Raw genomic sequence first — 23,503 nt, 5'->3', positions numbered from 1 at the left:
GCAAGCGATGGGGTGGACGGACAGCGATTTCGATTCCGGGGCGATGCGAGGGCATGCCGGCCCGCACAAGCCGCCCGCCAGGCAGCGGAGACGGCGGATTTCTGGCTGGGCAGGCACCGCAGTCCTGATGTCGGCAAGCGTCTTCGCTTCCGAACGAGCGCTTTCTGCCGACGATCGCATGATCCTCCTCGACCATGACGGCCTGACCATAAGGATGCATCTTCAGGCCGGCCTGAACGTGGTGGCCGAGCAGAATCTGTTCTGGAACTACGCCGATACCTTCGCGCCGTCGTCCGGCTTCGATTCGAACGCGACCTGGCTCGAAGGCTACATCCTGCCCGGCCTCAGCTTCACCAAGGAATTGGGCGGGGTGGTGGCCTATGGCAAGGTTTCGGCCGTTGCTTCGGGCACGCTCGGCATCGATGCCTATGCCACCGGCAACACCGGCCGCGTCACGCTTGAAGAGGGCTATCTCGGCCTGCGCTCTGGCGAGAAGAACGAGCCGTCTTTCGACCTGTCGGTCGGGCCGCGCCAGTTCAAGGCCGGCACCGGCATGCTGCTTGCCAATGGCGGCTCGAGCGGGTTCGATCGCGGCGCGCTCAAGCTCGGCCCGCGCAAGGCCTGGGAGATGGCATCGATCGGCCGTTTCGGCTTCGACAATTTCACCGGCACGGTCTTCTATCTCGACGCCAACGAACTGAACGAGAGCGACACCCAGACCAGGATCGTCGGCGGCGATTTCCGCTATGACGGCGAGGCCGACACCTTTGCCGGCCTGACCTTCGGCCACGTGCTGCAATCCGACTCGCCCTACCCGCAGGCCGCGCCCGGCGGCATCGGCGTGCCGACGCTGGTTGCCAATGGCCGCGACGGGCTGAACTTCGTCAATGCCTACGGCCGCGCCATTCCGTTCGGCGACAGCTTCGACAACTTCTTCGTCGCAGGCGACTTCGCCTACCAGTGGAACGACCGCATCGACATGCGGGCATGGGGCGGCCGCGTCCAGGTCGGCTACACCTTCGCCGAATACTCCTGGGCGCCGACCATCGCCTATTCCTACCAGACATTCTCCGGCGACGATCCCTCGACGTCGCGCCTGGAGCGCTTCGATCCGCTCTACTACGAGGGCAGCCCGAGCTCGTGGTCGACCGGCTCGAAGTCGTCGATGGTGTTCATCAACTCCAACGTCAACGCGCACCAGCTCAGCCTGCGCGTTCAGCCGACCGAGCGCGACACGCTGACCCTGCGCTACGCCTACATCAGCGCCAACGAACTGCGCAGCCCGATCCAGTTCGGCCAGGGCACGCATCTCGACATCATCAATGGCGTGCCCAATCCGGTCGCCGGCGTTTCCGCCAAGCACCTGTCGGACGACATCTTCCTCGAATACAACCGCGTGCTGAACCCAAACACCTACCTGACAGCCGGGTTCAGCGTCTCATTCCCCGGTCCCGGAGCCGACTCCGTCGTCAGTTCCGATGCGCCAGTCTGGACAGGAGGCTTCGTCAATGTCGTGGTCAATTTCTGAGGCCGGATGTGGTGCGGGGCGGGGCGGGTTCGCGCGGGTGGCGCTGGTCGCGGCAATGCTTTCGCTGATGCCGTCGATGTCCCGTGCACACGAGGCAAAAGTGCTGTCAGCCGACGAGTCCGACCCGGTCAAGCTCGGCTGGATGGTCGGTGCGCCGCCGCCGGCCGACAAGATCATCCGCTTCACCGATCCAGACTATTTCAGCTTCCCCAAGATGCGCTGGACGGTCTGCAATTTTCGCCAGCTGATGCCGACGGTCAATGTCAGCCGCGGGCTCGGGGCGCCGGTGCCGCTCGAACGGGCCATCGACGAGTCCATCGACGCGGTGACGTTCACCCCGCTTGGCGGCGACGCCGAGATGACGTGGGAACAGTCGCTGGCCGCCAACTACACCGACGGCATCGTCGTGATGCATGACGGCAAGATCGTCTACGAGCGCTATTTCGGCTGCCTCGACGAGGCCGGCCAGCATGGTGCAATGTCGGTCACCAAGTCGCTCACGGGCCTGATGGGCGAGATGCTGGTGGCCGAGGGCAAGCTCGACGAAAACGCCAAGGTGGCATCGATCGTGCCCGAACTCGCCGGCAGCGCGTTTGGCGACGCAACCGTCAAGCAGGTGCTGGAGATGACCACAGGCCTGCGCTACAGCGAGGACTACGCCGATCCCAACGCCGACGTCTGGATCTATTCGGCGGCCGGCAGCCCGCTGCCCAAGCCGGAGGGCTACACCGGACCGCGCAGCTACTTCGAATACCTCCAGACGGTGCGCAAGCAAGGCGAGCACGGCGCAGCCTTCGGCTACAAGACCATCAACACCGATGCCCTGGGCTGGATCGTCGCGCGGGTCACCGGCCAATCCGTCGCCGAGTTCATGTCGGAGCGGATCTGGAGCAAGATGGGCGCCGAGCAGGACGCCTACTACACCGTCGATTCCACCGGCACGCCCTTTGCCGGCGGCGGCTTCAATGCCGGGCTGCGCGACATGGCGCGGCTCGGCCAGATCCTGCTCGACGACGGCGTCGTCGACGGCCAGCGCCTGATACCGGAAGCGGCGATCGCCCGCATCCGCGCCGGCGGCGACAAGGCAGCGTTCGACAAGGCCGGTTATGCGCTGCTCAAGGGCTGGAGCTATCGCGGCATGTGGTGGATCACCAACAACGACCATGGCGCCTACATGGCGCGAGGCGTGCATGGCCAGGCGCTCTACATCGACCCCAGGGCGCGCGTCGTCATCGCCCGCTTCTCGTCGCATCCCACGGCCGGCAATGCCGCCAACGACCCGACCTCATTGCCGGCCTACGAAGCCTTGGCCAGGCATCTGATGAAGTAAGGTTCGCTGCCGGGCGCTGGGGCCCGGCAGGCTGCGCCAGGCGTGATGGCGGCGCGGCTACAGGCGTGCCGCCATCGGCCGTTCAGTTGCCGAGCTCATGTCCGGCTAGGCCAGCAGCGCCACGTCGAGCTGCGCCAGTCGCTCGGGATCGGCGATGGCGTCGATGCCGATGATCCTGTCGCTGTCGAGCGTGAGGGCGAGGACGACGCGGAGCTTGCCCATCGGCGCGATCAGCAGGCCGATGGCGCCGTCGACCAGGGCCGGGCGGGCGACCTGGGCACGGCCCTTGAAGTTCTGCGCCACAGCCTGTGCCCCGCGCAATTCGGGTGCCGAGCCGAGCCGGGCTGCGGCCGCGTCGGCGCGGAACACCACGTCGGGATCGAGCACCGCCAGGAGGCCGGCGAAGTCGCCGCCGCGCGATGCCGCAAGGAAGGCGTCGACGATCTCGCGCTGCCGCGCCCGGTCGGGCATGCCGGCCTCGTCGCTGCCCTGCACCCGCCGCCGCGCCCGGCTGGCGAGTTGGCGCGCCGCCACCGGCGTGCGCTCGACGATGGGGGCGATGGCGTCGAAGGACAGGTCGAACATGTCGTGCAGCACGAAGGCGATGCGCTCGGCCGGCGCCAGCCGCTCCAGCACCACCAGCAGCGCCAGCCCGACGGCGTCGGCCATGGCCAGTTCGCGCTCGGGGTCGACAGCCGGGGCGTCGTCGGCGACCTCGTCCGGTCCCTCGGTGTCGAGCGGGTCCTCGCGCCGCGCCTTGCGCTGGCGCAGCATGTCGAGGCACACGCGCGCCACGACGGTGGTCAGCCAACCGCCGAGATTGTCGATGCCGCCGGCATCGGTGCGCGCCAGCCTGAGCCACGTCTCCTGCACCGCGTCCTCGGCCTCGCTGGCCGAGCCCAGCATGCGGTAGGCGACTGCCCGGAGATGCCCGCGCTTCTCGGCGAAGGCGTCGGCGAGAAAAATCTTGTCGTCCATCGGTCACATCCCTTGCTGCTGTCTCGTCAAGGCCATGACGAACGAAGCCCGGCCGATGTGACAGAGACTGTTCCAGGGGCCGGCAACGTCACCATCGACCACTCGACCGCGAAAGGAAGCGAAAAATGCAAGCCCGGATGAACAACCCCGCCCTCGTCCTGCCCGAAGCCCTGAAGGCGCTGCAGGCGCTCAACAAGGCGACCACCCTCGACAGCCTGCCTGAGGTGACGCGCTATCTCGTCCATCTGCGCGCCAGCCAGATCAATGGCTGCAGCGTCTGCGTCCACATGCACTCGCTCGAGCTCCGACAGGCCGGGCAGACCGACGAGCGCATCTTCGCCGTTGCCGCCTGGCGCGACACGCCGTGGTTCAGCGACGCCGAGCGTGCCGCGCTGGCACTGACCGAGGCCGTCACCCGCGTCAGCGACAAGGCCGACCCGGTTCCCGACGACGTCTGGGCCGACGCCGCGCGCCATTATGACGAGAAGACGCTGTCGGCGTTGATCCTCTCGATCGGGCTGATCAATGTCTGGAACCGGCTCAATGCCGCCGTCCGCCAGGTCGCCGGCGCGGCCTGGAACTGAGCCGCGCGGCTGCGACCGCACCGCACGCCGCCCTCATCCTGAGCCTGTCGAAGGACGCGCCCGCCGAAGGATGGGGGCTGCCGTTTACACCACCGCGCGGCGGTAGAGATGCCAGGTCGCGTGGCCGAGCACCGGCAGCACCACCAGCAGGCCGAGGAAGAACGGCACGCAGGCGGCGAGCACGGCGAGCGTCACCACCAGGCCCCAGCCCAGCATGACGACGGGGCTCGCCAGCACGGTGCGCACCGAGGTGATCATGGCGGTGACGAAATCGACCTCGCGGTCGAGCAGCATCGGGATCGAGATCACGGTGATCGAAAACAGCACCAGCGCCAGCGCCGCGCCGACGACATGGCCGATGCCGAGGAAGATCCAGCCCTCGCTTGTCGTCGTCACCACGCCGACGAAGCGGTCGAGGGTGGCGAACGACATGCGGCCGAGGATCAGCGCGATCAGCAGCCTGATCTGGTACATCCAGATCCAGAACACGAACAGCATGACAAAGGCCATCCACGACACCTCGCGGCGGCGCTGGGCCCAGATCACCCTGAGCACCTCGCCGAGCGCCGGCGCCTGGCCGGCCTCCAGCCGGCGGCTGACCTCGTAGAGCCCGACGGCGGCGAACGGCCCGACCAGCGGGAAGCCGATGGCGAAGGGATAGATCAGCCAGGGCTCGTGCAGCACCAGCAGCGACACGGTGATCGCCATGCCGATGAGCATGAACACGGCGCCGATGATCAGCCCGACCGCCGGGCAGCGGGCAAAGTCGGCCGCCCCTTCCGCCAGGCTCCGCCTGATGTCGGCCACCGTCAGCGCCCGCACCTCCGGCAGCGCGCCCGGCCGCTTGCCTTGCGGCTGCGCCGTCCCCTTCACGTCTGCCATGGCTTCCTCCCTCGCTGGCGCCGTCGTGCTATCCCTATACGCCAGGCTGCGCGGGACATTGATCAGGATCAAGGGCCCGCAGCCGGCGCGTTCACGCGTCCGCCAGGCCGTAGGCGATCGCCGCTCCCGCCAGCAGGATCGCCACCAGCCCCTCGAACAGGATGACGGTCACCTTGAATGCCGCGCGCGGCAGCGGCAGGTCGAGATGCCTGGCAAACCAGCGCGTTTCGACGGTCAGGTACCACAGGGTCGCCAGCCCGAACAGCGCCAGCCCGGCCAGCCGCGTCTCGGCCGTGTCGATGCGGGTCAGCAGGCCGCCGGCGCTTGCCAGCAGGGCAAAGGGCGCCGCGACATAGCACTGGCTGTAGAAGGGCCGCTTCAGCGTGTTGCGGTCGATGCGGATGCCGCGGTGGCGCAGCAGCGCCAGCGCCATCAGCAGCGGGAAGACGCTGAACGCCACGGCGCGGAACATCAGCAGATTGGCATCGCTGGCGAGAAACGACGGCGGCGCCCATGGCGTCTCCTGGCGCACCAGCGCCAGCTCGAAGCCATGCGCGATCAGCAGGGTGATCAGCAGGAACAGCGGCGGGCTCAGCGTGTCGGTGTATTGCTCGGCCACGTCGTCGGCAAGCTCGACGTCGGCATAACGCATCATCGCTTGCGGCCGGCGCAGCGTCCGCCACATCGTCATGGGATAGAAGACCAGCCACGACGCCAGCTCGTAGAGTAGTTCCTCGAGCGATTTCAGCAGGCGCATGAAATCCATGGCTGTCCCCTCCGCAATGCCGGCGCAAGGCCGCATCGCATCATGTCGGCCAAAGGCCCGTCTGCAAAGGGTGGTATCGGGTGCTGGCGCCAGACAAGAAAAAAGCGGGCAATGCCCGCTTCCCTCTGGCTCCTGAGACATTTCATGCTGCCGGTACATCCGCGGTCGGCATGCCGTCGATCAGGGCAAATGCAGCGGCTCGCGGCAAAACCCAGGCATCAAATCTTGATGTGCGTTTCGCTCCCGGCAAGCTCGCCGATGAAGCCTATGTGGGATGCCGGGTTCTCGATTGCAAGGCCTTCGGGCCACAGGCGGCCAAGTCCTTCGTTGCGTGCAGCCTTGTTATCGTCGCACTAAGCCCTATATTGGTCATATCGATCTTGCTGTAGAACTTTGTTCCGCGCGCCTGGCGCCTCTACGATCTTCCCCCTCAATTTCGATCGCAAAACATCGCCCTGCATTCCGCCGGCGAATACTTCACATGTCGATTGAAAGGTTTCGTCATGGCCACTGGTACAGTTAAATTCTTCAATGCCACCAAAGGTTTCGGCTTCATTGCGCCCGACACCGGCGAGCAGGACGTGTTCGTCCACATCTCGGCCGTCGAGCGTGCCGGCATGCGCACCATCGTCGAGGGCCAGAAGCTGAACTTCGATGTCGTGCGCGACAACCGCAGCGGCAAGAACGCAGCCGAAAACCTTCAGGCTGCCTAACGGAATTGCGTCCGGCCGCTGACCACGGATGAACTGGCATCGGCCGTCGAGGCAATCGGGAGAAGGTCGGGAGTTCCCGGCCTTTTTCATTTCAGGAGACATCATCATGGCGAGTTCCATCATCCAGGCTACCCCGTTTCTCCCCGCGCAGAACAAGGCCGAGGCAAAGGGCGACATGACCACCCGGGTCGCCAATTCGATCCTCGGTGCCGAGGTCGCCGCACGCGAGGCCAAGACCGCGCGGCTCCGTGCGGCACGGCTTGCCATGGAGGCAACCCAGGAACCCGCCCCCGCCAAGCCCGCGCGCCGCAAGAAGCCGGCAACGTAAAGCCACGCGCTCGCCCGGGGCCATGATGGGGCTAACAGGCGATCTTCCCGACGACGTCACGCCCGTCGGCGTTCTTGACGGACATCACCCGCCGGCCTAGCGTGGACGGTGCTGCTGTAGGGCGCGTCGGCTGACCAGCCGGAGGGGCATTGCCCGCCTACGTCAAGGTCATCAGTCGTGCGCGCGCCCCATGCCCAATCTCGAAAACCTCCGCAAGCAAGCCAAGTCCTACCTGCGCTGGCACCGCGCGCGCTATTTTCCCGTCGCGGCCCAGATCAGGCGGTTCCTGCCGCGCTTCCGCGACCTGCCCGACAGGGACGTGCTCGCCGCCGCCTTCAGGCTCGGCGATGCTCAGGAACTCGTGGCGAGAAAGCACGGCTTCGACAGCTGGGCGGCGCTGATCAAGGGATTGCCATCCATGACGTCACCGACCGCACCCACCTCCCGCTCCGCTTCCATCATCGCTGCCGAGCCGCAGCTTTTCGTCGCCGACATGAAGGCTGCCTGCGCGTTCTATGTCGAAAAGCTCGGCTTCGAGCTCGCCTTCTCCTATGGCGAACCGCCGTTCTACGCGCAGGTGTCGCGCGATGGCGGCCGCCTCAACCTGCGCCAGGTCGCCGGCCCGGTGTTCGACAGCGGCTTTCGCGCGCGTGAACACGACGCCCTGTCCTGCACCTTCGCGGTCGACGACGCCAAGCCCTTGTTCCTCGAGTTCGACAAGGCCGGCGTGGCCTTCCACCAATCGTTGCGCATCGAACCCTGGGGCGCGCGCACCTTCATCGTGCGGGACCCCGACGGCAATCTGATCTGTTTCGCCGGGGAGTAAGGGGTTCAGCCGGCTGGCGGACGTCAGCCAAGGCTCTGCTCGATCGTCTGCCTCTGCGCGGCACACTCCCTTGCCAGGAAGTCGATCAGCGTGCGCACCGAGGGCAACAGCCCGCGCCTTGACGGAAAGACGGCATGCACGATGCCGGATGCGGGACGCCATTTTGGCAGGACGGGCACCAGCGTGCCCTCGGCGAGGTCCTTCCAGATCATCATCGTCGGCAGCTGCACGATTCCAGCGCCGTCGAGCGCCGCTTCGCGCAATGCCGCCATGTCGTCGGTGAGCAGGCGGGGACGGTGCGAAACGGCCGCATGCTCGCCATTGCCGTTTTCCAGCCGCCATTCATAGCTGTGCGAAGACGACGGCCAGGCTAGGCTCGGCAATCCTGACAGCTCCGCCGGCGTCGCAAGGGGGCCTGGCAGGAAATCCGGCCGCGCGACCAGGTATTGCGAGCTGTCATCGAGCTTTCGCATCAGCAGGTCGGTCACCTCCAGCGGAGGAAAGCGGACGCGGATGGACACATCGAAGCGCTCGCCGATGACGTCCACCCGGCGGTTGGTGCTTTCCAGATGCAGGTCCACGCGCGGATGGGCGGTGAGGAATTTGGCAAAGAGCGCGCCGAACTGGAATGAGATCAGCGCCGTCGGGCAACTTACCCGCACCACGCCCTGCGGCTCGTCGCGATGCTGCGCGATGAATTCCGATGCCGCCTCGGCCTCGACCAGAACCGCCAGGCAGCGCCGGTAATATTCGCGACCGATCTCGGTCACGGCAAAGCGGCGCGACGAGCGCTGGATCAGCCGGACGCCCAACCGGTCTTCAAGAAGCGCGATGCGTCGGCTCAGTTTCGATTTCTGCAGGCCGATGGCGCGTCCCGCCGGTGCGAAGCCGCCGTGATCGACCACCTGCACGAAATAATAGAGGTCATTCAGGTCATCCATCGTTCTATTTCTAGAACGCAGCGTCGATTCTTGCAATCTGTCGCCTCCTTCGTTGTCGAAGTAGCTTCAAACCATAAGGAATGCCTGCCCGAACCGAGCCGGTGACCTTCCGACCTCCAGAAAGGAAACGCGTCCATGACCAAGCCTTATGTCCGTCTCAACAAGGATGATGTTGCTGTTCTTCTCGTCGACCACCAAACCGGCCTTCTGTCGCTGGTTCGTGACATCGACCCGGACAAGTTCAAGAACAATGTTCTGGCGGTGGCCGACATCGCCAAATATTTCAAGTTGCCGACCATCCTGACCACCAGCTTCGAAAACGGCCCGAACGGCCCGCTCGTGCCGGAACTGAAGGAAGCGTTCCCCGATGCGCCCTACATTGCCCGCCCTGGCCAGATCAACGCGTGGGACAATGAGGAGTTCGTCAAGGCTGTGAAGGCTACCGGCAAGAAGCAGCTGCTCATCGCCGGCGTCGTCACCGAAGTCTGCGTCGCATTCCCGGCTCTCTCCGCCATCGAGGCTGGCTTTGACGTCTTCGTCGTCACCGACGCTTCGGGTACCTTCAATGAAGTGACCCGTCATTCGGCCTGGGATCGCATGAGTGCCGCAGGCGCTCAGTTGATGACCTGGTTCGGCGTAGCCTGTGAGCTGCACCGCGACTGGCGCAATGACGTCGAGGGTCTGGGAACGCTGTTCTCGAACCATATCCCGGACTACCGCAACCTGATCACCAGCTACAACACGGTGACCTCGGGCAAGTAGGCAACCCGCCGCTCCGGATCATCGTTCGATGGTCCGGAGCGTGGCGTTGTTGTTCGAACAGGCCCGAGTTCGTGTCGGGCCGGCAACGCGATGGCGACCTGCGCTGTCGCGTTTTTGTTTTTCCGGGGGGCAGTGGTGGACAAATTTTTGGCCGCTCTCCCTCCAACACATTGTTCTCATTGTCTTTTCAAAAAAACTTTCGCCTTCTTTTTCCACGCCTCCGGACACCCGGCCTAAGATCAGTCCATCTCCCTCAAGGGAAACCTGGTGCGCACCGGGTGCCAGGTGAGGGGGACGGTGTCTTGGCCGGCGGCGCTGACGGTGGCGTTGCTGGGTGATGAGCCCCCAGGCCGAGGCCCTGCCAGCCGTGGCGCGAAAATGCGCCGACGGCACGAGGGTGGGGCAAGCGCACCGGCGGACGCGTGGTGGCGTGCCGCAATCAGTCTACTGAAGAAGGCGCGCCCCATGCGTCGGCTTCCCTTGGAAAATCCGGCTGGTGCGCCAGGCCGGGCAGTATTTCGTGCGCGCTCCCCTCAGGCAAAAGGTGTTTTCACATGAAACAATCAAGGCAAATGGACGACCGCAGCGTCATCGACCAGCGACTGCCATACACGGTGCGCAAGGTGGCCGGGCTTGCCGTGCGCATCGCCGCCACGCGCGACGGCGCGGCCCTGCGCTGCTCGCGCCGCGCCTGCCGCAAGGACGGCTGCTGCCGCGCCGATCATTATGGCCGCGAGGGCGCCCACTGCACCGGCAAGCCCTCCAGCCGCGCCGCCAGCGAGGTCGAGGCGATGATGACCTTTCTCGCCGCGCTGTCGATGGGGGCGGTGCAGGTCTAGGTGGCGCAGGAGCCTGTCGCAGGGTGGCCGACCGAAGCGAGCGCGAATGATGTGGGCGCCGGTGTCTAGGTCCTCCCTCCCCCTTGTGGGGAGGGATAGAGGGTGGGGGAGCCCTTGCGGCCATGCTCTGTGCCGCGGAGGCGAATTCACCCCCACCCCTTACCCTCCCCACAAGGGGGAGGGAGGACGTCGGCGTTTTGCCGCGCCTCATCCTTCGACAGGCTCAGGATGAGGGGCGCAACCACAGAGGCGCAGGATCGGGTGCTCGGGCGAAAACCCCTAGATCACGTTCAGCTCGCGGAACGGGCGGCCCTCGGCGATGCGCTGGTAGCCAAAGGCCGAGCAGTCGATCGAGCGGTAGCCGCCATGGACGATGAGTTCGGCCAGCGCCTTGCCCACCGCCGGCGCCTGCTGCAGGCCGTGGCCGGAAAAGCCGTTGGCGAAGATGAAGTTTTCGACCTCGGGGTGCGGACCGATGACGGCGTTCTGGTCGAGCGCGTTGTAATCGTAGTGACCGACCCAGGCCTGCGTCGCCTTGATCGCCTCGAAGGCCGGAACGCGTGTCGCCAGTGCCGGCCAGATCACCTCTTCGAACAGGCCCCAGTCGGGGTTGAAATCCTGCGGATCGGCGGCCTGCTCGCCGTCCTCGCTCTCGGCCCCGCCGGTGATGTAGACCGAGCCCTCGGGCCGGACGTAGACGCCGCTCGGGTCGACCATCAGCGGCATGTCGGCGAACCTGTCGCGCGCCTCGAAGACGAAGACGTTGCGCTTGCGGGGCTCGACCGGCAGGGCGATGCCGGCCATGGCCGAGACCTTGCCGGCGTTGGGCCCGGCGGCATTGACGATGGTGCCGGCCTCCAGCCGCTCGCCACTGGCCAACGTGACGGCAACCATCCGGTTGCGCTCGCGCTCGACGCCGGTCACCTCGGCGGTGATCAGGTCGATGTTCCTGGTTTTCAGCGCCTTGCGGAACAGGCCGAGCATGGCATGCGCGTCGAACCAGCCTTCGCCCGTGCGGCCATAGGCACCGGCGGAAATGCCCTCGGTCGAGATCCACTGGAAGCGCTTCGCCAGCTGCCCGGCGTCCTCGAGCACGATGTCGGCGCCCTCGGCCATCTGCGCCCGGTGGTTGGCCTCGAGGATCGGCAGGCCGTTCTCGCCGGCGAGGATCAGGTAGCCGCCCTCGCGGAAGCCGATGTCGGCGTCCGGGCCGAACTCGTCCTTCAGCCGCCGGAACAGGCCGAGCGTGAACTGCGACAGGCGGATGTTCTCGGGGATCGAGAACTGCTGGCGGATCGAGGCGCAGGACAGCGTCGTTGCCGAATGGGCGAATTGCGGGTCGCGCTCGATCAGCGCGATCGAGCCGCTAAAGCCCTCGTCGCGCAGGTAATAGGCGACCGAGCTGCCGACGATCGCGCCGCCGATGATGACCACGTCGTAGCGTGCCATGGAATGTTCCCGTCCAGATTCGATGGAGGACAAAAGCAGTTACGTCATTGCCGGGCAAGCCCTTGCAAGGGCCAGCATTGCCGGGCAAGAAGACCAGATGTCACATTCTGTTTCCCGCCCGCGCCGTTCGGTGCTTTTCGTGCCTGCCACCAACGACAAGGCGATCGCCAAGCTGCCCCAGCTTGCCTGCGATACCGTCATCTTCGACCTCGAGGATGCCGTGCTGCCCGAGCAAAAAGCCGCGGCGCGCGACAGGCTGGCCAAATTCTTCGCCGAGCGGCCGCAGCGCGCGCGCGAATATGTCGTGCGCATCAATTCGCTGAAGAGTCCGTGGGGCGCCGACGATCTCGCGGCGGCGAGCGGCTGGGCCACCGACGGCGTCGTGCTGCCCAAGATCGAGACGCCGCGCGACCTGCTGGAAGCCAATGACGTGCTCGACGAGGCCGATGCCCCCGACACGCTGAAACTGTGGGCGATGATCGAGACGCCGCGGGCGCTGGTCAATTTGGCGGCCATCGCCGAACTCGGCCGCGATCCCGCCGCGCGGCTGTCGTGCCTGATCGCCGGGCTCAACGACCTCGCCAAGGATACCGGCGTGATGATCACGCCCGACCGCCGCTACCTCCAGCCGTGGCTGTTGCAGATGGTGCTGTGCGCCCGCGCCGGCGGGGTCGACATGCTTGACAGCGTCTCCAACGATTTCCGCGACCTCGACTCCTTTGCCGCCGAATGCGGCGAGGCTGCCGCGATGGGCTTTTCCGGCAAGACCGTCATCCACCCGGCCCAGATAGGCCCGGCCAATGCGGCGTTCTCGCCGTCGGCCGAGGCGCTTGCCGAGGCGCGCGCCGTCGTCGGCGCCTTCGCGCTTCCCGAAAATGCCTCGCGCGGTGTAATCTCGCTCGGTGGCAGGATGGTCGAGCGGCTGCATCTGGTGCAGGCCGAGAAGATGCTGGCTCGGGCGGCGATGATCGCCGAGATGACGGGAGACGAAAAATGAAACTCTACCGCTTCCTGACCGGTCCCGACGACGCCACCTTCTGCCACAAGGTCACCGCCGCGGTGAACAAGGGCTGGCACCTGTTCGGCTCGCCGACCTATTCCTTCGACGCCGACAGCAAGACCATGCGCTGTGGCCAGGCCGTGGTGAAGGACGTCGAAGGCCACGACTACGAGGCCGGCGTCACCAAGCTCAGCGATTTCTGATTTTCCGGCGGTGGCCGCCGCCTATTCGGCGGCTTCCTCCAGCCTTTCCATGTCGTCGTCGGACAGGCCGAAATGGTGTCCGATCTCGTGGATCAGCACATGGGTGACGATGTCGCCCAGCGTCTCCTCGTTCTCGGCCCAGTAGTCGAGGATGGCGCGGCGGTAGAGCGTCACGCGGTTGGGGCCTTCGCCGGTCTGCGGGTTCCAGCGTTCGGCGATGCCGCGCCCCTCGAACAGGCCGAGCAGGTCGAACGGCGTTTCCAGCGACAGGTCGTCCATGATCTCGTCGGTGGGGAATTCGGCCAGCTGGATGACGACCTCGCCGGTCAGCTGGCGAAACTCCTCCGGCAAATGGGCATAGGCTTCGAGCGCCAGCAGCTCCATTTCCTCGATCGAGGGCGAAAGCTGGTCATGCCAGGCGCGGGTCTTGTAGATGCGGGCCATTATTTGTCCTTTTGGGGGCATATAGCTTTTGCCGCCACGCTTACGAGGCCTTTGCCGCCCGGGCGATAAATAAGCGGTGAGCGCGGTTCCCCAAGGAGAGGAATAAATTCCCCGCGAATCGGCTTGACTCTCCCTGGCGCCTCTGGAATCTATAAGAACATAACAGGAACAATTAACCGGAGGCATATCGACATGGCGACCAGCGCCGTGGCGCGGGGCGTCGTTTTTGCCCTGCGCCAGAAGATAGCGAAGATCGAGGGCACGCTGCCCGAGCTGCTGGCGTCGCCGTCCGACAACCGGCCGCCGGCCGGCGTGCTGGTTCGCCGCAACGGCATTGCCTCGGCGCGCGACGTCTTCTTGCCAACCGGCGTCGAGGGCCTCGACGAGGCCCTCGGTGGCGGGTTGCCGAAAGCTGCCCTGACCGAGATCCACGGAACCGAGACCCGCAACGCCGGTGCGGCTGCGGGGCTGGCGCTCTGTCTCGTCAGCCGCATGCTCAAGGAGCGGTCGCGGCCGCAGGATCTGCTCCTGTGGGTCGGCACCGCCGAGATCTTCCGCGAGGCAGGACTTCCCTATGCGCCGGGGCTGGACCGGTTCTTCGGTATCCCGGCTGCAAGCCTGCTGTTCGCCGAGGCGCCAAAACCGGCCGATGTGCTGTGGATCGCCGAGGAGGCCGCGCGTATCGAGGAGATCGCGGCCATCGTCGTCGAGCTGCGCGGCAATCCGCGCAACGTCGACCTCACGGCGACGCGCCGCCTGCACCGGCGCGCGCAGGACAGCGGCCGCCCCGTCTTCCTGCTGCGCCAGTCGGCCGAGCCGGAGCCCACCGCCGCCCCGGTCCGGCTCGTCGCGGCGCCAGCCCCGGCATCGCTTCGTCATACGCTCGCCGGCCCGCTCTCAGGTTCCATCGGCCCGCCCGCCATTTCGGTCGAGATCGGCAAGAGCCGCACGGCACTTCCCGGCAAGTTCATTCTGGAATGGAACCCCGATGCACGCACCCTCGAAGAAAGAAGACACAGCCCAGAGGATCGTGTCGCTGTGGTTTCCGCATCTCGCGGCCGAGCGGATCCTCAGGCGGCGGCTGGGACGGTCGTGGCGTTCAGGCCCGCGGCCGAGCCAGCCCCTGGTGGTCAGCCACCGCGAGAACAACACCCAGCGCATCGCCGCCCTCGACGCACAGGCTGAAGCACTCCGGCTGAGGCCGGGAATGGGCATCGCCGAGGCGCGCGCCATGCACCCGTCGATCGACGTCGTCGAGGCCGATCCCGAAGCCGACCGCCGGCTGCTCGAAAGCCTTGCCGACTGGTGCGACCGCTACACGCCGCTGGTCGCGCTCGACGGCGACAACGGCCTGTTCCTCGACATCACCGGCTGCGCCCATCTCTTCGGCGGTGAAAAGGCCCTGCTCGCTGATCTGATGGCCCGCTTCTTCCACCAGGGTTTCGACGTCCGCGCCGGCCTCGCCTCGACGCCGGGCGCGGCGTGGGCGGCAGCACGTTTCGCCGCCGGCCACATCATCGCTGCGGGTGGCGAGCGCAATTTCCTTGCCCGCCTGCCACTCTCGGCGCTGAGGATCGATGCCAGGACGAAGACCGGCCTCGAAAGCGTCGGGCTGCGCACCGTCGGTGCGATCATGGACGGGCCGCGCGCCCCGCTCGTCCGCCGCTTTGGGGCCGAACTCATCGAACGTCTCGACCAGGCGCTTGGCCGGCTCGAGGAGGCGATCTCGCCGCGCCTGCCGGTCGCCCCGCTTTCGGTCGAACGCCACTTCGCCGATCCGCTGTCGCTTCTCGACGACATCGAGCGGTTGATCGGCCTGCTCGCCGCCACGCTCAAGGTCGACCTCGAACGCCGGGAAGAGGGTGCGCGGGCGCTTGAACTTTTGCTTTTCAGGGTCGACGGCGCGGTCAGCCGCATCACGGTCGGGGCGTCGCGCCCGATCCGCGAGCCGACGCTGGTGCGCAGGCTGTTCCATGAGCGGCTGGCGACGCTCGGCGAGACCATGGATGCCGGCTTCGGCTTCGATCTCGTGCGCCTTTCGGCCCTGTCGACGGCCGCGTTCGATGCACGGCAGGCCGATCTCGCCGGCGAAATCGACGACGATGGCGAAGAATTCGCGATTTTTGCAGATCGCGTCACGGCCCGGCTCGGCGAAGCCGCCATGCTCGAACCTGCCACCGCCGAAAGCCACCTGCCGGAACGTGCCGCCCCCGCATTGCCCTATGCCCGGGAGGAGGCGCGCAGGAGCATGGCCGGCCCAGCCCGGGCAGCGGCGCCGGCGGGCAGGCGCCCGGCCGAACGGCCCGTCCGCCTGTTCCGGCAGCCCGAGCCCATCGACGTTCCGGCGACCGAGGTGCCGGACGGGCCGCCGCTCCATTTCCGCTGGCGCCGGGCCCTGCATCGAGTCGCCCGTGCCGAAGGACCCGAGCGCATCGCGCCCGAATGGTGGCGCGAGGAGGCGGACGCGCCGACGCGCGACTATTACCGCATCGAGGATGCCGACGGCCGTCGCTACTGGCTCTATCGGCAGGGCCTCTACAACGCGCAGGCCGCAGCCCCGCGCTGGTTCCTGCATGGGGTGTTCGCATGAACATGGCTGCTGCCCCGATCGGCTATGCCGAGTTCGGCATGCAGTCGAATTTCTCGTTCCTGCGCGGGGCGTCTGCGCCGGAAGAGCTGGTCATCGCGGCGAAGTTTCTGGGGCTTTCGGCGGTCGGCCTTGCCGACTGCAACACGGTGGCCGGTGTCGTCCGCGCGTGGAAGATGGCACAGACGGAGGGGCTGTCCTACCACCCCGGCTGCCGGCTGGTCTTTGCCGACGGTACGCCCGACATCCTTGCCTATCCCAGGGATCGCAAGGGCTGGGGGCATCTGTGCCGGATGCTGACCCAGGCCAATACCCGGCCTGAAAGCGAAAAGGGCGCGCCGCTCCTCTACCGGCACGATCTTTTCGAGTGGGGCGATCTGCTGTCGCTTGCCGTGCTGACCGACGTCACGGCTACCTCGGAAGACGATGCCGCGCTTCTGCGCAGCCTCAAGGCACGCTTCGGTACCTCCCTGTGGCTGGCTGTCGCGCCGGATTTCGGCGGCGACGACCGCTTCAGGATCGAGCAGGCCGCTGCCCTGGCAGAGGTCACGGGCGTGCCGCTGATGGCGACCAATGATGCGCTCTACCATGCACCGGGCCAGCGGCCGCTGCAGGATGTCCTGACGGCGATCCGCCTCAGCGTACCCGTTGCCGAGGCTGGCTTCGAGCTCAAGGCGAACGCCGAACGCCACCTCAAGGCGCCTGTCGATATTGCGAGGCTTTTCCGCAACCACCCGGAGGCCCTGGCCGAGACGCTGCGCTTCGCCGAAAGCCTCACTTTCTCGCTGAAGGAGCTCCAATACAATTATCCCGACGAACCGACGGAATCGGGCCTCGAACCGCAGGCGGAGCTTGAACGTCTCACCTGGGAAGGTGCAAGGAACCGCTATCCGGATGGTGTCTCGGAGAAGGTGCAGGGGATCATCCGGCATGAGCTCCGCATCGTCGAGACGCTCAGCTACGCCCGCTATTTCCTCACCGTTCACGAGATCGTGAAATTTGCGCGCTCGGAAGGAATCCTCTGCCAGGGCCGAGGCTCGGCAGCCAATTCGATCATCTGCTACTGCATCGGCATCACCGATGTCGGACCGGAGATCGTCGACATCCTGTTCGAACGCTTCATCTCGGAAGAACGCGGCGAGCCGCCTGACATCGACGTCGATTTCGAGCATGAGCGGCGCGACGAGGTCATTGCCTTCATCTACGAAAAATACAGCTCCAAGCGCACCGCGCTCGCCGCTTCCGTCGTCACCTATCGCGGCCGCTCGGCGCTGCGCGAGGTGGCCAAGGCGATGGGGCTTTCCGACGACGTCAGGGGCGCCTTGTCGGGTTCGATATGGGGCTGGTATTCATCCGAACTCGGCGAGAAGGAAACGGCAGCCGGGGGGCTCGACAAGGCCGACCCCGTGACGCGGCATGTCGTCGACCGCGCCAACGAGATCATGGGCTTTCCCCGCCACCTGTCCCAGCATGTCGGCGGCTTCGTCATCACCAGGGATCGGCTCGACGAGATCGTGCCGATCATGAAGACGGGCATGGAAGAGCGCAAGATGGTCGAGTGGGACAAGGACGACCTCGATGCCGTCGGCATCCTCAAGGTCGACATCCTGGCGCTCGGCATGCTGACCTGCCTGCGCAAGGCCTTCAACCTGCTCGAAGCGCATTACGACGAACGCGACCCCTACGGCCGGCCCTATACGCTCGCCACCCTGCCGCAGGAGGATCAAAGGGTCTACGACATGATCTGCCGGGCAGACACGCTCGGCGTCTTCCAGATCGAGAGCCGGGCGCAGATGTCGATGCTGCCGCGGCTCAGGCCGCGCAAGTTCTACGACCTCGTCATCGAAGTGGCGATCGTCCGGCCAGGCCCGATCCAGGGTGACATGGTGCACCCCTATCTGCGCCGCCGGCAAGGCAAGGAAAAGGTTGAATTCCCCAAGAAGGAACTCGAGGACATCCTGGGCAAGACGCTGGGCGTGCCGCTCTTCCAGGAGCAGGCGATGAAGATCGCCATCGTTGCCGGCGGCTTCACGCCCGGCGAGGCTGACAAGCTCCGCCGCGCCATGGCCACCTTCAAGCGCACCGGCACCATCGGCAACCACCGCGCCAAGATGATCGAGGGCATGGTCGGCCGCGGCTACCAGCGCGACTTTGCCGAGCGTTGCTTCAAGCAGATCGAGGGCTTTGGCGAGTATGGCTTTCCCGAAAGCCACGCCGCGTCCTTCGCGCTGCTCGTCTATGCCTCCTGCTGGTTCAAGGCCTTTTATCCCGACGTCTTCTGCGCGGCGATCCTGAACTCCCAGCCGATGGGTTTTTACCGTCCGGCGCAATTGGTGCGCGACGCCCAGGATCATGGCGTCGAGATAAGGCAGGTCGACATCAATCGTTCCGTCTGGGACTGCACGCTCGAACGTTCGGGCTTCGACCCGAAGCGCATCCAGCGGCGTCACGGCGAAATGCGCGATGTCATCAGGACCAGCCACGCCGTCCGGCTCGGCTTCCGCCAGATCAAGGGCCTCGGAGACAAGAAGATGAATGCCTTCGCCGAACGGCGCGGCAAGGGTTATGTCTCGGTGCGCGATGTCTGGCTGCGCTCCGGCCTCGACGTCGGCGAGATCGAGCTGCTCGCCCAGGCAGATGCGTTCCGCTCGATCGGTCTCGACCGGCGCGCCGCATTATGGGCGGTGCGGGCGCTCGACGGCAGGAGTGCCGCCGAAATGCTGCCGCTGTTCGACCGCCCCGACGTGCGGCTGGTCGACAACGAGCCCGAGACCCGGCTGCCGCAGATGCCGCTCGGCGAGCATGTCATCCACGACTATCGGTCGCTCGGCCTGTCGCTGAAGGCGCACCCGGTCGCCTTCCTCAGGCATCATCTCGACCGCACCGGCATCACACCCAACGCCAGGCTCGGCGACGTGCCCGACGGGCGGCGCGTTTCCGTGGCGGGGCTGGTGCTGGTCCGCCAGCGGCCGGGCAAGGGCAATGCCATCTTCCTCACGCTGGAGGATGAGAATTCCATCGCCAATGTCATCGTCTGGGCGCGGGTCTTCGAGCGTTTCCGGCCGGTCATCATGGGCTCGAAGTTCATCCGCGTCACCGGCAAGCTGCAGAAGGAATCGGACGTCATCCACATCGTCGCCGACAAGCTGGAGGATCTGACGCATTGGCTGGCGGCCATGTCGGAAGAGCTGCAGGCACCGGCCGACGACAAGGCTGCGCCGGCGCAGGCACATGCGGCCAGGCAAAGTGCTGCCGAGAAGGCGGCAAAGGACCCGCGTGTCGTGCAGAGCTATGAAAGGCTCGTCCGCAAGACCAGCGGCGTCATGCCCAAGGGACGAAACTTTCAATGAAACAGGGCCTGGAAGGAGGCCTGGGTTCAGTCGGCAGACGGAGTGGTTTTCGGTGCTGCCTCGTCCGGAATCTGCCGCGCCTCGGAGGGCAGCATCACGGGGATGCCGTCACGCACCGGGTAGGCGAGGCGGGCGAGCCTGGACACCAGTTCGCCGCGCTCGGCATTCCAGGTCAGCGGACCCTTGGTCAGCGGGCAAGCCAGCAGCTCGAGCAGCTTGACGTCGATGTCGCGTTTGTTGGTGGCTTCAACCATCCAGGCTCTCCACGGGTCGGGCTGGGGCAATTCCAGGAAAACTATGCAGCGGCTTTCCGGCCGGGATTGCCACAAACCAAGAGAAGACAGAGCGTTTCGCATTCGAAGAAAAGCGAAGAGAGCTCTATTGCAGGCTCGAGCCGAAATCCTCGTTTTCGCGCGCCAGTGCCATTTCGGTGATCGCGATCAATGTCTCGGCGCGTGTCTTGAGGTCGGGCGCCTCGAGCAGCGCCTGCTTTTCGGCAGCGCCGTAAGGCGCCATCATCGACAGCGCGTTGACCAGTATGGCGTTGTCGGCGCGGCTGACGCTCTCCCAGTCGGCGTCGAGCTCGTTGGCCTGGAGATAGGTGCGGAACGCCCTGAGCAGCGCCGGCCGGTCGACATCCGCGCCGGCCTTGTCCTCGCCGAGGTCGGCGCCGAAGCAGGTGATCTTGCATTGCCGGAACGGCGTCTTGACGGCCAGCTCCTGGCTGACCCGGAACCGGCAGACGCCCTGCAGCGAGATCAGGTAGCGGCCGTCGCCGGTCTCGGCGAGCGAGGTGATGCGGCCGATGCAGCCGACGGGGCACAAAGCCGGTTCGCCGTCGGGATGCAGCGTGCCGTCGAGCGCCGGCTGGATCATGCCGATCAGCCGCGATCCAGCAATCGCTTCGTCGATCATCTGCAGGTAGCGCGGCTCGAAGATGTTGAGCGGCATGCGGCCGCCAGGCAACAGCAGCGCCGCCGTCAGCGGGAACACCGCCAGCGTCGTCGGCAAATCGCTGTCGAGCCTGTAATGCGCGTTTCCTGCCTGCATCTGTTCCTCAGTCGGATACCCCTTCATCTGGGGCCGCAACGGTCGAGCGCAAGGGCGCCGGCGACAAAACCGTTACGAAAACAGCAGCGACGACAGCTTGCGCCGCGTCGCCAGCGTCACCTCGTCGGTGAAGCCCCAGGCCTCGAACAGCTTGAGCAGCTGTGCCCTGGCGCCGTCGTCGTTCCAGGTCCGGTCGGCCTTGACGATGGCGAGCAGGCTGTCGGCGGCCTCGGTGCGCTGGCCCTTGGCGTTCTGGATCATGGCGAGGTCGAAGCGCGCCTGGTGGTCGCCGGGGTTCTGGGCCAGCCGGCGCTCCAGTTCGGCCGAATCGCCGAGGGCGGCAGCTTCTTGGGCAAGCGCGATCCTGGCGCGCACCGAAGCCAGCGCCGGCGCATCCTGCTTGCCTTCGGGGGCGCGTGCCAGCACCTCGTTCGCGCCGTCGGTGTCGCCGGCCTCGAAGAGGATCTCGGCCAGTGCGCCGATGGCATCGAGATTGTCGGCAGCCTGCTCGAGCACGGCGTCATAGATCTGAACCGCCGTCTGCAGGTCGCCGGCGTCGCGCGCCTCGGCGGCGGCGGCGAGCGCCTCGGCGATCTGCGGCTGGCCGCCATCCTTGCCGGCGACCTTGTCGATGAAGTCGCGGATCTGGCTCTCGGGCACGGCGCCCATGAAGCCGTCGACCGGCTGGCCGTTCTTGAAGGCGATGACCGCCGGGATCGACTGGATGCCGAGCTGGCCGGCGATGGCGGGATGGTCGTCGATGTTCATCTTGACGAGCTTGACGCGGCCGCCCGCGGCCTGGACGACGCGCTCGATCACCGGCGTCAGCTGCTTGCACGGACCGCACCAGGGCGCCCAGAAGTCGACCAGCACCGGCTGGTTGCGCGATTCCTGGATAACGTCGGCGCTGAAGGCCGCGGTGGTGGTGTCCTTGATGAGATCGGCCGCCGGCGCGGCATCGCCGGCAGGCGCGCCGCCAAACTGCACATTCGCGGCATACTGGCTGCTCATGCCGCCGAAGGGGTTGTTCTCGTTGCTCATACTGGCTCTTCCGGTGTGTATTCAGGGCCCGCCGGCCGTCGGCCGCGGCTGTCAGCCCACCATGTGGCGATCAGCCGGTGACTTTCAAGATAACAGGATCGTGGCCGGTTGCCTTGACGAATTGCAACAGGTCGGCGGCCGCGATCGAGGTCGTCGCCTCGTTGGTCAGCGGGTGGGCGTTGATGACGGCGTTTTCCATCAGCGTGCTGTCGAGCACCACCCTGACCCTGCCCGAGGTGTCGTTGATCAGCCCGAAGACCGTCACCGCGCCCGGCGCGACGCCGAGCAGCTCCATCAGCGCTTCCGGCTTGCCGAAGGAGACGCGGCTCGCCGCGCCGATCAAGTGATGGATCTGCTTGAGGTCGACATCGGCGTCCTCGTCGACGGTCACGAGGAAGAAGCTGTCTTTCTTGTCCTTGAGGAACAGGTTCTTGGTGTGGCCGCCGGGGATCGTCCCGCGCAGCGCCTGCGAATCGGCGACGGTGTAGAGCGGCGGGTGCTCGTGCGTCTGGACGGCGATGCCGAGCGTTTCGAGAAAGGCGAACAGCTCGGCCTTGGTCTTGGGATTCGGTGCGCCGGTCATCGCCGCCTTCGTCAAAATTGTTCGATTTCAGGGTTTATGGGCAAAGCCCGGCGCCAAGACAAGCCCGGCCGGCACATCAGAAGGCTCCGTTTGCACGGAAATCCGGGGTTTGCCGGGGTGTGGACGAAGAGCCGAAAAAAGATCGCGCTTCCCTGTTGCATTCGCCGCGAGCTTCGGCCATATAGGCGCCGTTGCGGCGACGAGCCGCGCGAGCGGGTGTAGCTCAGGGGTAGAGCACAACCTTGCCAAGGTTGGGGTCGAGCGTTCGAATCGCTTCACCCGCTCCAATATATCCCACGAAAAAGGCCGCGGCTTGCCGCGGCCTTCGTCGTTTCTGGCGGGCTGAAGCGGCAGCCGACCACAGATGCGATGGCGTCGAGCCTCAACGCAATGTCGGCGCGCGAAGCTTGCAGGCGAAGGCGCTGTCGGCTGATCCGGCCCCGAATCGCCCGAAGATGGCCAAGCTGGGTGCAAAACGGCCTGGTCAGTCCAGGGCGCGGTCAAGGTGGGTGTATCCGCCGTCGACGAACAGCCACTGGCCGGTGGTGTGGCTGGCCTTGTCGGAGAGCAGGAAGATGACCGTGTCGGCGATTTCCTCCGACGTCGTCATGCGCTGGCCGAGCGGGATGCGGCGGGTGATTTCTTCCAGGCGCGCTTCGGGATCGTCGAAGGTCTTCAGCCATTTCTCGTAGAGCGGCGTCATCACCTCGGCGGGGATGACCGCGTTGACGCGGACGCCGTCGCCGCGCAGGGCGGCCGCCCATTCGCGGGTCAGCGACAGCTGCGCGCCCTTGGCGGCGGTGTAGCCGCTGGTGTTGCCCTGGCCGGTGAGGGCGGTCTTGGACGAGACGTTGACGATCGAACCGCGCGCCGTCTTCAGCCACGGCAGGCAATGATGGGCGGTCGCATAATAGTGGATCAGGTTGCGCTCCAGCGATTCGCGGAAGGCATCGGGGCCGGCCTCAAGGCCGATGCCGTCATTGATGCCGGCATTGTTGACCAGCCCGTCGATGCGGCCGAACGTTTCCGCCACGGTCTTCACCGCAGCTGCGATCTCGGGGTCGTGCATCAGCTCGAGCTGGATGAATTTCGAGCGCGGCGAGGTCGCCTTGAGCTTCGCCGCGAAGTCGTCGGCCAGAGGGCTGCGTCCGAAGACGACGGGGACGGCGCCCTCCGCCGCGAGGCCGAGCGTGACCGCGCCGCCGATGCCGGCGCCGCCGCCTGTGACGATGACCACCTTGTCTTTCAGGCCGAGGTCCATTGTCGTCTCCGTCGAAGCATGGTCCCGAAAGTCGCAAACTTTTCGGGCAAGGTCATTG

Annotated in this window: 25 protein-coding genes and 1 tRNA gene; 15 read left to right on the top strand and 11 right to left on the bottom strand. The window is 66.1% G+C overall.

Features of this window, described 5'->3' with window-relative positions; all coding sequences use genetic code 11:
* Positions 1-127: 127 nt before the first annotated feature.
* Complete coding sequence (locus GGR00_RS21835) at positions 128-1,528, top strand: alginate export family protein (protein WP_184701144.1); 1,401 nt, start codon at positions 128-130, stop codon at positions 1,526-1,528.
* Positions 1,529-1,595: 67 nt separating this feature from the next.
* A complete protein-coding gene (locus tag GGR00_RS21830; RefSeq protein ID WP_377863908.1) occupies positions 1,596-2,858 on the top strand; it encodes a serine hydrolase domain-containing protein in 1,263 nt (420 codons plus the stop codon).
* Between the two features lie 105 nt (positions 2,859-2,963).
* On the opposite strand, the gene GGR00_RS21825 is transcribed toward GGR00_RS21830, so the two are convergent.
* Positions 2,964-3,836, bottom strand: coding sequence for a sigma-70 family RNA polymerase sigma factor (locus GGR00_RS21825; RefSeq protein WP_184701143.1), 873 nt, complete (start codon positions 3,834-3,836; stop codon positions 2,964-2,966).
* A 125-nt stretch (positions 3,837-3,961) separates the two neighbouring features.
* On the opposite strand from GGR00_RS21825, the gene GGR00_RS21820 reads away from it, so the two are divergent.
* Complete coding sequence (locus GGR00_RS21820; RefSeq protein ID WP_184701142.1) at positions 3,962-4,420, top strand: carboxymuconolactone decarboxylase family protein; 459 nt, start codon at positions 3,962-3,964, stop codon at positions 4,418-4,420.
* A gap of 84 nt (positions 4,421-4,504) precedes the next feature.
* Here the strand turns inward: GGR00_RS21820 and GGR00_RS21815 are convergent, their stop codons facing one another.
* Both GGR00_RS21815 and GGR00_RS21810 read right to left on the bottom strand, forming a co-directional pair.
* Positions 4,505-5,302 carry a DUF2189 domain-containing protein gene (locus tag GGR00_RS21815; RefSeq protein ID WP_184701141.1) on the bottom strand — a complete coding sequence of 266 codons (798 nt, stop codon included), beginning with the start codon at positions 5,300-5,302 and terminating at the stop codon, positions 4,505-4,507.
* Positions 5,303-5,393: 91 nt separating this feature from the next.
* Positions 5,394-6,068, bottom strand: a complete 675-nt coding sequence (locus tag GGR00_RS21810) for a hypothetical protein (protein ID WP_184701139.1) — start codon at positions 6,066-6,068, stop codon at positions 5,394-5,396.
* A gap of 80 nt (positions 6,069-6,148) precedes the next feature.
* On the opposite strand from GGR00_RS21810, the gene GGR00_RS21805 reads away from it, so the two are divergent.
* The 4 genes from GGR00_RS21805 to GGR00_RS21790 all read left to right on the top strand — a co-directional run bounded on the left by GGR00_RS21805 (position 6,149) and on the right by GGR00_RS21790 (position 7,935).
* Positions 6,149-6,457 carry a hypothetical protein gene (locus tag GGR00_RS21805; protein ID WP_156381158.1) on the top strand — a complete coding sequence of 103 codons (309 nt, stop codon included), beginning with the start codon at positions 6,149-6,151 and terminating at the stop codon, positions 6,455-6,457.
* A 114-nt stretch (positions 6,458-6,571) separates the two neighbouring features.
* Positions 6,572-6,781 (top strand): cold-shock protein, encoded by a 210-nt coding sequence (locus GGR00_RS21800; RefSeq protein ID WP_108609632.1) that lies wholly within the window; start codon positions 6,572-6,574, stop codon positions 6,779-6,781.
* A 106-nt stretch (positions 6,782-6,887) separates the two neighbouring features.
* Positions 6,888-7,109, top strand: a complete 222-nt coding sequence (locus tag GGR00_RS21795; RefSeq protein ID WP_184701137.1) for a hypothetical protein — start codon at positions 6,888-6,890, stop codon at positions 7,107-7,109.
* 190 nt (positions 7,110-7,299) lie between these two features.
* Positions 7,300-7,935 carry a bleomycin resistance protein gene (locus GGR00_RS21790; RefSeq protein WP_184701135.1) on the top strand — a complete coding sequence of 212 codons (636 nt, stop codon included), beginning with the start codon at positions 7,300-7,302 and terminating at the stop codon, positions 7,933-7,935.
* 23 nt (positions 7,936-7,958) lie between these two features.
* On the opposite strand, the gene GGR00_RS21785 is transcribed toward GGR00_RS21790, so the two are convergent.
* Positions 7,959-8,876, bottom strand: coding sequence for a LysR substrate-binding domain-containing protein (locus GGR00_RS21785; protein ID WP_184701133.1), 918 nt, complete (start codon positions 8,874-8,876; stop codon positions 7,959-7,961).
* A gap of 135 nt (positions 8,877-9,011) precedes the next feature.
* Between GGR00_RS21785 and ycaC the strand changes: the two genes are divergently transcribed.
* Together ycaC and GGR00_RS21775 are read left to right on the top strand one after the other, a co-directional pair.
* Positions 9,012-9,638: an isochorismate family cysteine hydrolase YcaC gene (ycaC, locus tag GGR00_RS21780; RefSeq protein WP_055972916.1), complete on the top strand. Its 627-nt coding sequence runs from the start codon at positions 9,012-9,014 to the stop codon at positions 9,636-9,638.
* 554 nt (positions 9,639-10,192) lie between these two features.
* The gene (locus tag GGR00_RS21775; protein WP_156381157.1) at positions 10,193-10,477 is read left to right on the top strand and encodes a hypothetical protein; all 285 of its coding nucleotides are present in this window, start codon (positions 10,193-10,195) and stop codon (positions 10,475-10,477) included.
* 279 nt (positions 10,478-10,756) lie between these two features.
* On the opposite strand, the gene GGR00_RS21770 is transcribed toward GGR00_RS21775, so the two are convergent.
* Positions 10,757-11,926 carry an NAD(P)/FAD-dependent oxidoreductase gene (locus tag GGR00_RS21770; protein WP_184701131.1) on the bottom strand — a complete coding sequence of 390 codons (1,170 nt, stop codon included), beginning with the start codon at positions 11,924-11,926 and terminating at the stop codon, positions 10,757-10,759.
* 97 nt (positions 11,927-12,023) lie between these two features.
* On the opposite strand from GGR00_RS21770, the gene GGR00_RS21765 reads away from it, so the two are divergent.
* Both GGR00_RS21765 and GGR00_RS21760 read left to right on the top strand, forming a co-directional pair.
* Positions 12,024-12,923 (top strand): HpcH/HpaI aldolase/citrate lyase family protein, encoded by a 900-nt coding sequence (locus GGR00_RS21765; protein ID WP_184701130.1) that lies wholly within the window; start codon positions 12,024-12,026, stop codon positions 12,921-12,923.
* The gene (locus GGR00_RS21760; RefSeq protein WP_055972907.1) at positions 12,920-13,129 is read left to right on the top strand and encodes a DUF1737 domain-containing protein; all 210 of its coding nucleotides are present in this window, start codon (positions 12,920-12,922) and stop codon (positions 13,127-13,129) included. The genes GGR00_RS21765 and GGR00_RS21760 overlap by 4 nt, the downstream gene beginning before the upstream one ends.
* Before the next feature lie 21 nt (positions 13,130-13,150).
* Here the strand turns inward: GGR00_RS21760 and GGR00_RS21755 are convergent, their stop codons facing one another.
* Positions 13,151-13,573 (bottom strand): metallopeptidase family protein, encoded by a 423-nt coding sequence (locus GGR00_RS21755; RefSeq protein ID WP_055972904.1) that lies wholly within the window; start codon positions 13,571-13,573, stop codon positions 13,151-13,153.
* Between the two features lie 192 nt (positions 13,574-13,765).
* Here GGR00_RS21755 and GGR00_RS28345 point away from each other — a divergent pair, with 192 nt between their 5' ends.
* Genes GGR00_RS28345 through GGR00_RS21745 form a run of 3 tightly spaced genes read left to right on the top strand, consistent with a single transcriptional unit; the run spans position 13,766 to position 19,510 of the window.
* Positions 13,766-14,758: an ImuA family protein gene (locus tag GGR00_RS28345; RefSeq protein WP_246441541.1), complete on the top strand. Its 993-nt coding sequence runs from the start codon at positions 13,766-13,768 to the stop codon at positions 14,756-14,758.
* Complete coding sequence (locus GGR00_RS21750) at positions 14,700-16,163, top strand: Y-family DNA polymerase (RefSeq protein ID WP_055972898.1); 1,464 nt, start codon at positions 14,700-14,702, stop codon at positions 16,161-16,163. The genes GGR00_RS28345 and GGR00_RS21750 overlap by 59 nt, the downstream gene beginning before the upstream one ends.
* Before the next feature lie 2 nt (positions 16,164-16,165).
* Complete coding sequence (locus GGR00_RS21745; protein WP_156381159.1) at positions 16,166-19,510, top strand: error-prone DNA polymerase; 3,345 nt, start codon at positions 16,166-16,168, stop codon at positions 19,508-19,510.
* A gap of 26 nt (positions 19,511-19,536) precedes the next feature.
* Here GGR00_RS21745 and GGR00_RS21740 read toward each other — a convergent pair whose 3' ends face one another.
* The 4 genes from GGR00_RS21740 to GGR00_RS21725 all read right to left on the bottom strand — a co-directional run bounded on the left by GGR00_RS21740 (position 19,537) and on the right by GGR00_RS21725 (position 22,184).
* Positions 19,537-19,764 (bottom strand): Trm112 family protein, encoded by a 228-nt coding sequence (locus GGR00_RS21740; protein WP_055972892.1) that lies wholly within the window; start codon positions 19,762-19,764, stop codon positions 19,537-19,539.
* Positions 19,765-19,888: 124 nt separating this feature from the next.
* Entirely contained in the window at positions 19,889-20,560 is a 672-nt protein-coding gene (locus GGR00_RS21735) for an LON peptidase substrate-binding domain-containing protein (RefSeq protein ID WP_184701128.1), read from the bottom strand.
* Between the two features lie 72 nt (positions 20,561-20,632).
* The gene (trxA, locus tag GGR00_RS21730; protein WP_055972886.1) at positions 20,633-21,601 is read right to left on the bottom strand and encodes a thioredoxin; all 969 of its coding nucleotides are present in this window, start codon (positions 21,599-21,601) and stop codon (positions 20,633-20,635) included.
* 70 nt (positions 21,602-21,671) lie between these two features.
* Positions 21,672-22,184, bottom strand: a complete 513-nt coding sequence (locus GGR00_RS21725) for a prolyl-tRNA synthetase associated domain-containing protein (RefSeq protein ID WP_184701126.1) — start codon at positions 22,182-22,184, stop codon at positions 21,672-21,674.
* A gap of 212 nt (positions 22,185-22,396) precedes the next feature.
* Between GGR00_RS21725 and GGR00_RS21720 the strand changes: the two genes are divergently transcribed.
* A tRNA-Gly gene (locus GGR00_RS21720) sits at positions 22,397-22,471 on the top strand.
* A gap of 197 nt (positions 22,472-22,668) precedes the next feature.
* Here the strand turns inward: GGR00_RS21720 and GGR00_RS21715 are convergent.
* Entirely contained in the window at positions 22,669-23,445 is a 777-nt protein-coding gene (locus GGR00_RS21715; protein ID WP_184701124.1) for an L-fucose dehydrogenase, read from the bottom strand.
* Positions 23,446-23,503 lie beyond the last annotated feature (58 nt).

Origin of the sequence: Aminobacter aganoensis, from assembly GCF_014206975.1 — a bacterium.
In the GTDB taxonomy this organism is placed as follows: Bacteria; Pseudomonadota; Alphaproteobacteria; order Rhizobiales; family Rhizobiaceae; genus Aminobacter; species Aminobacter aganoensis.
Note: the sequence above shows the minus strand (reverse complement) of the source record. Positions and strands in the feature narration are given on the sequence as shown.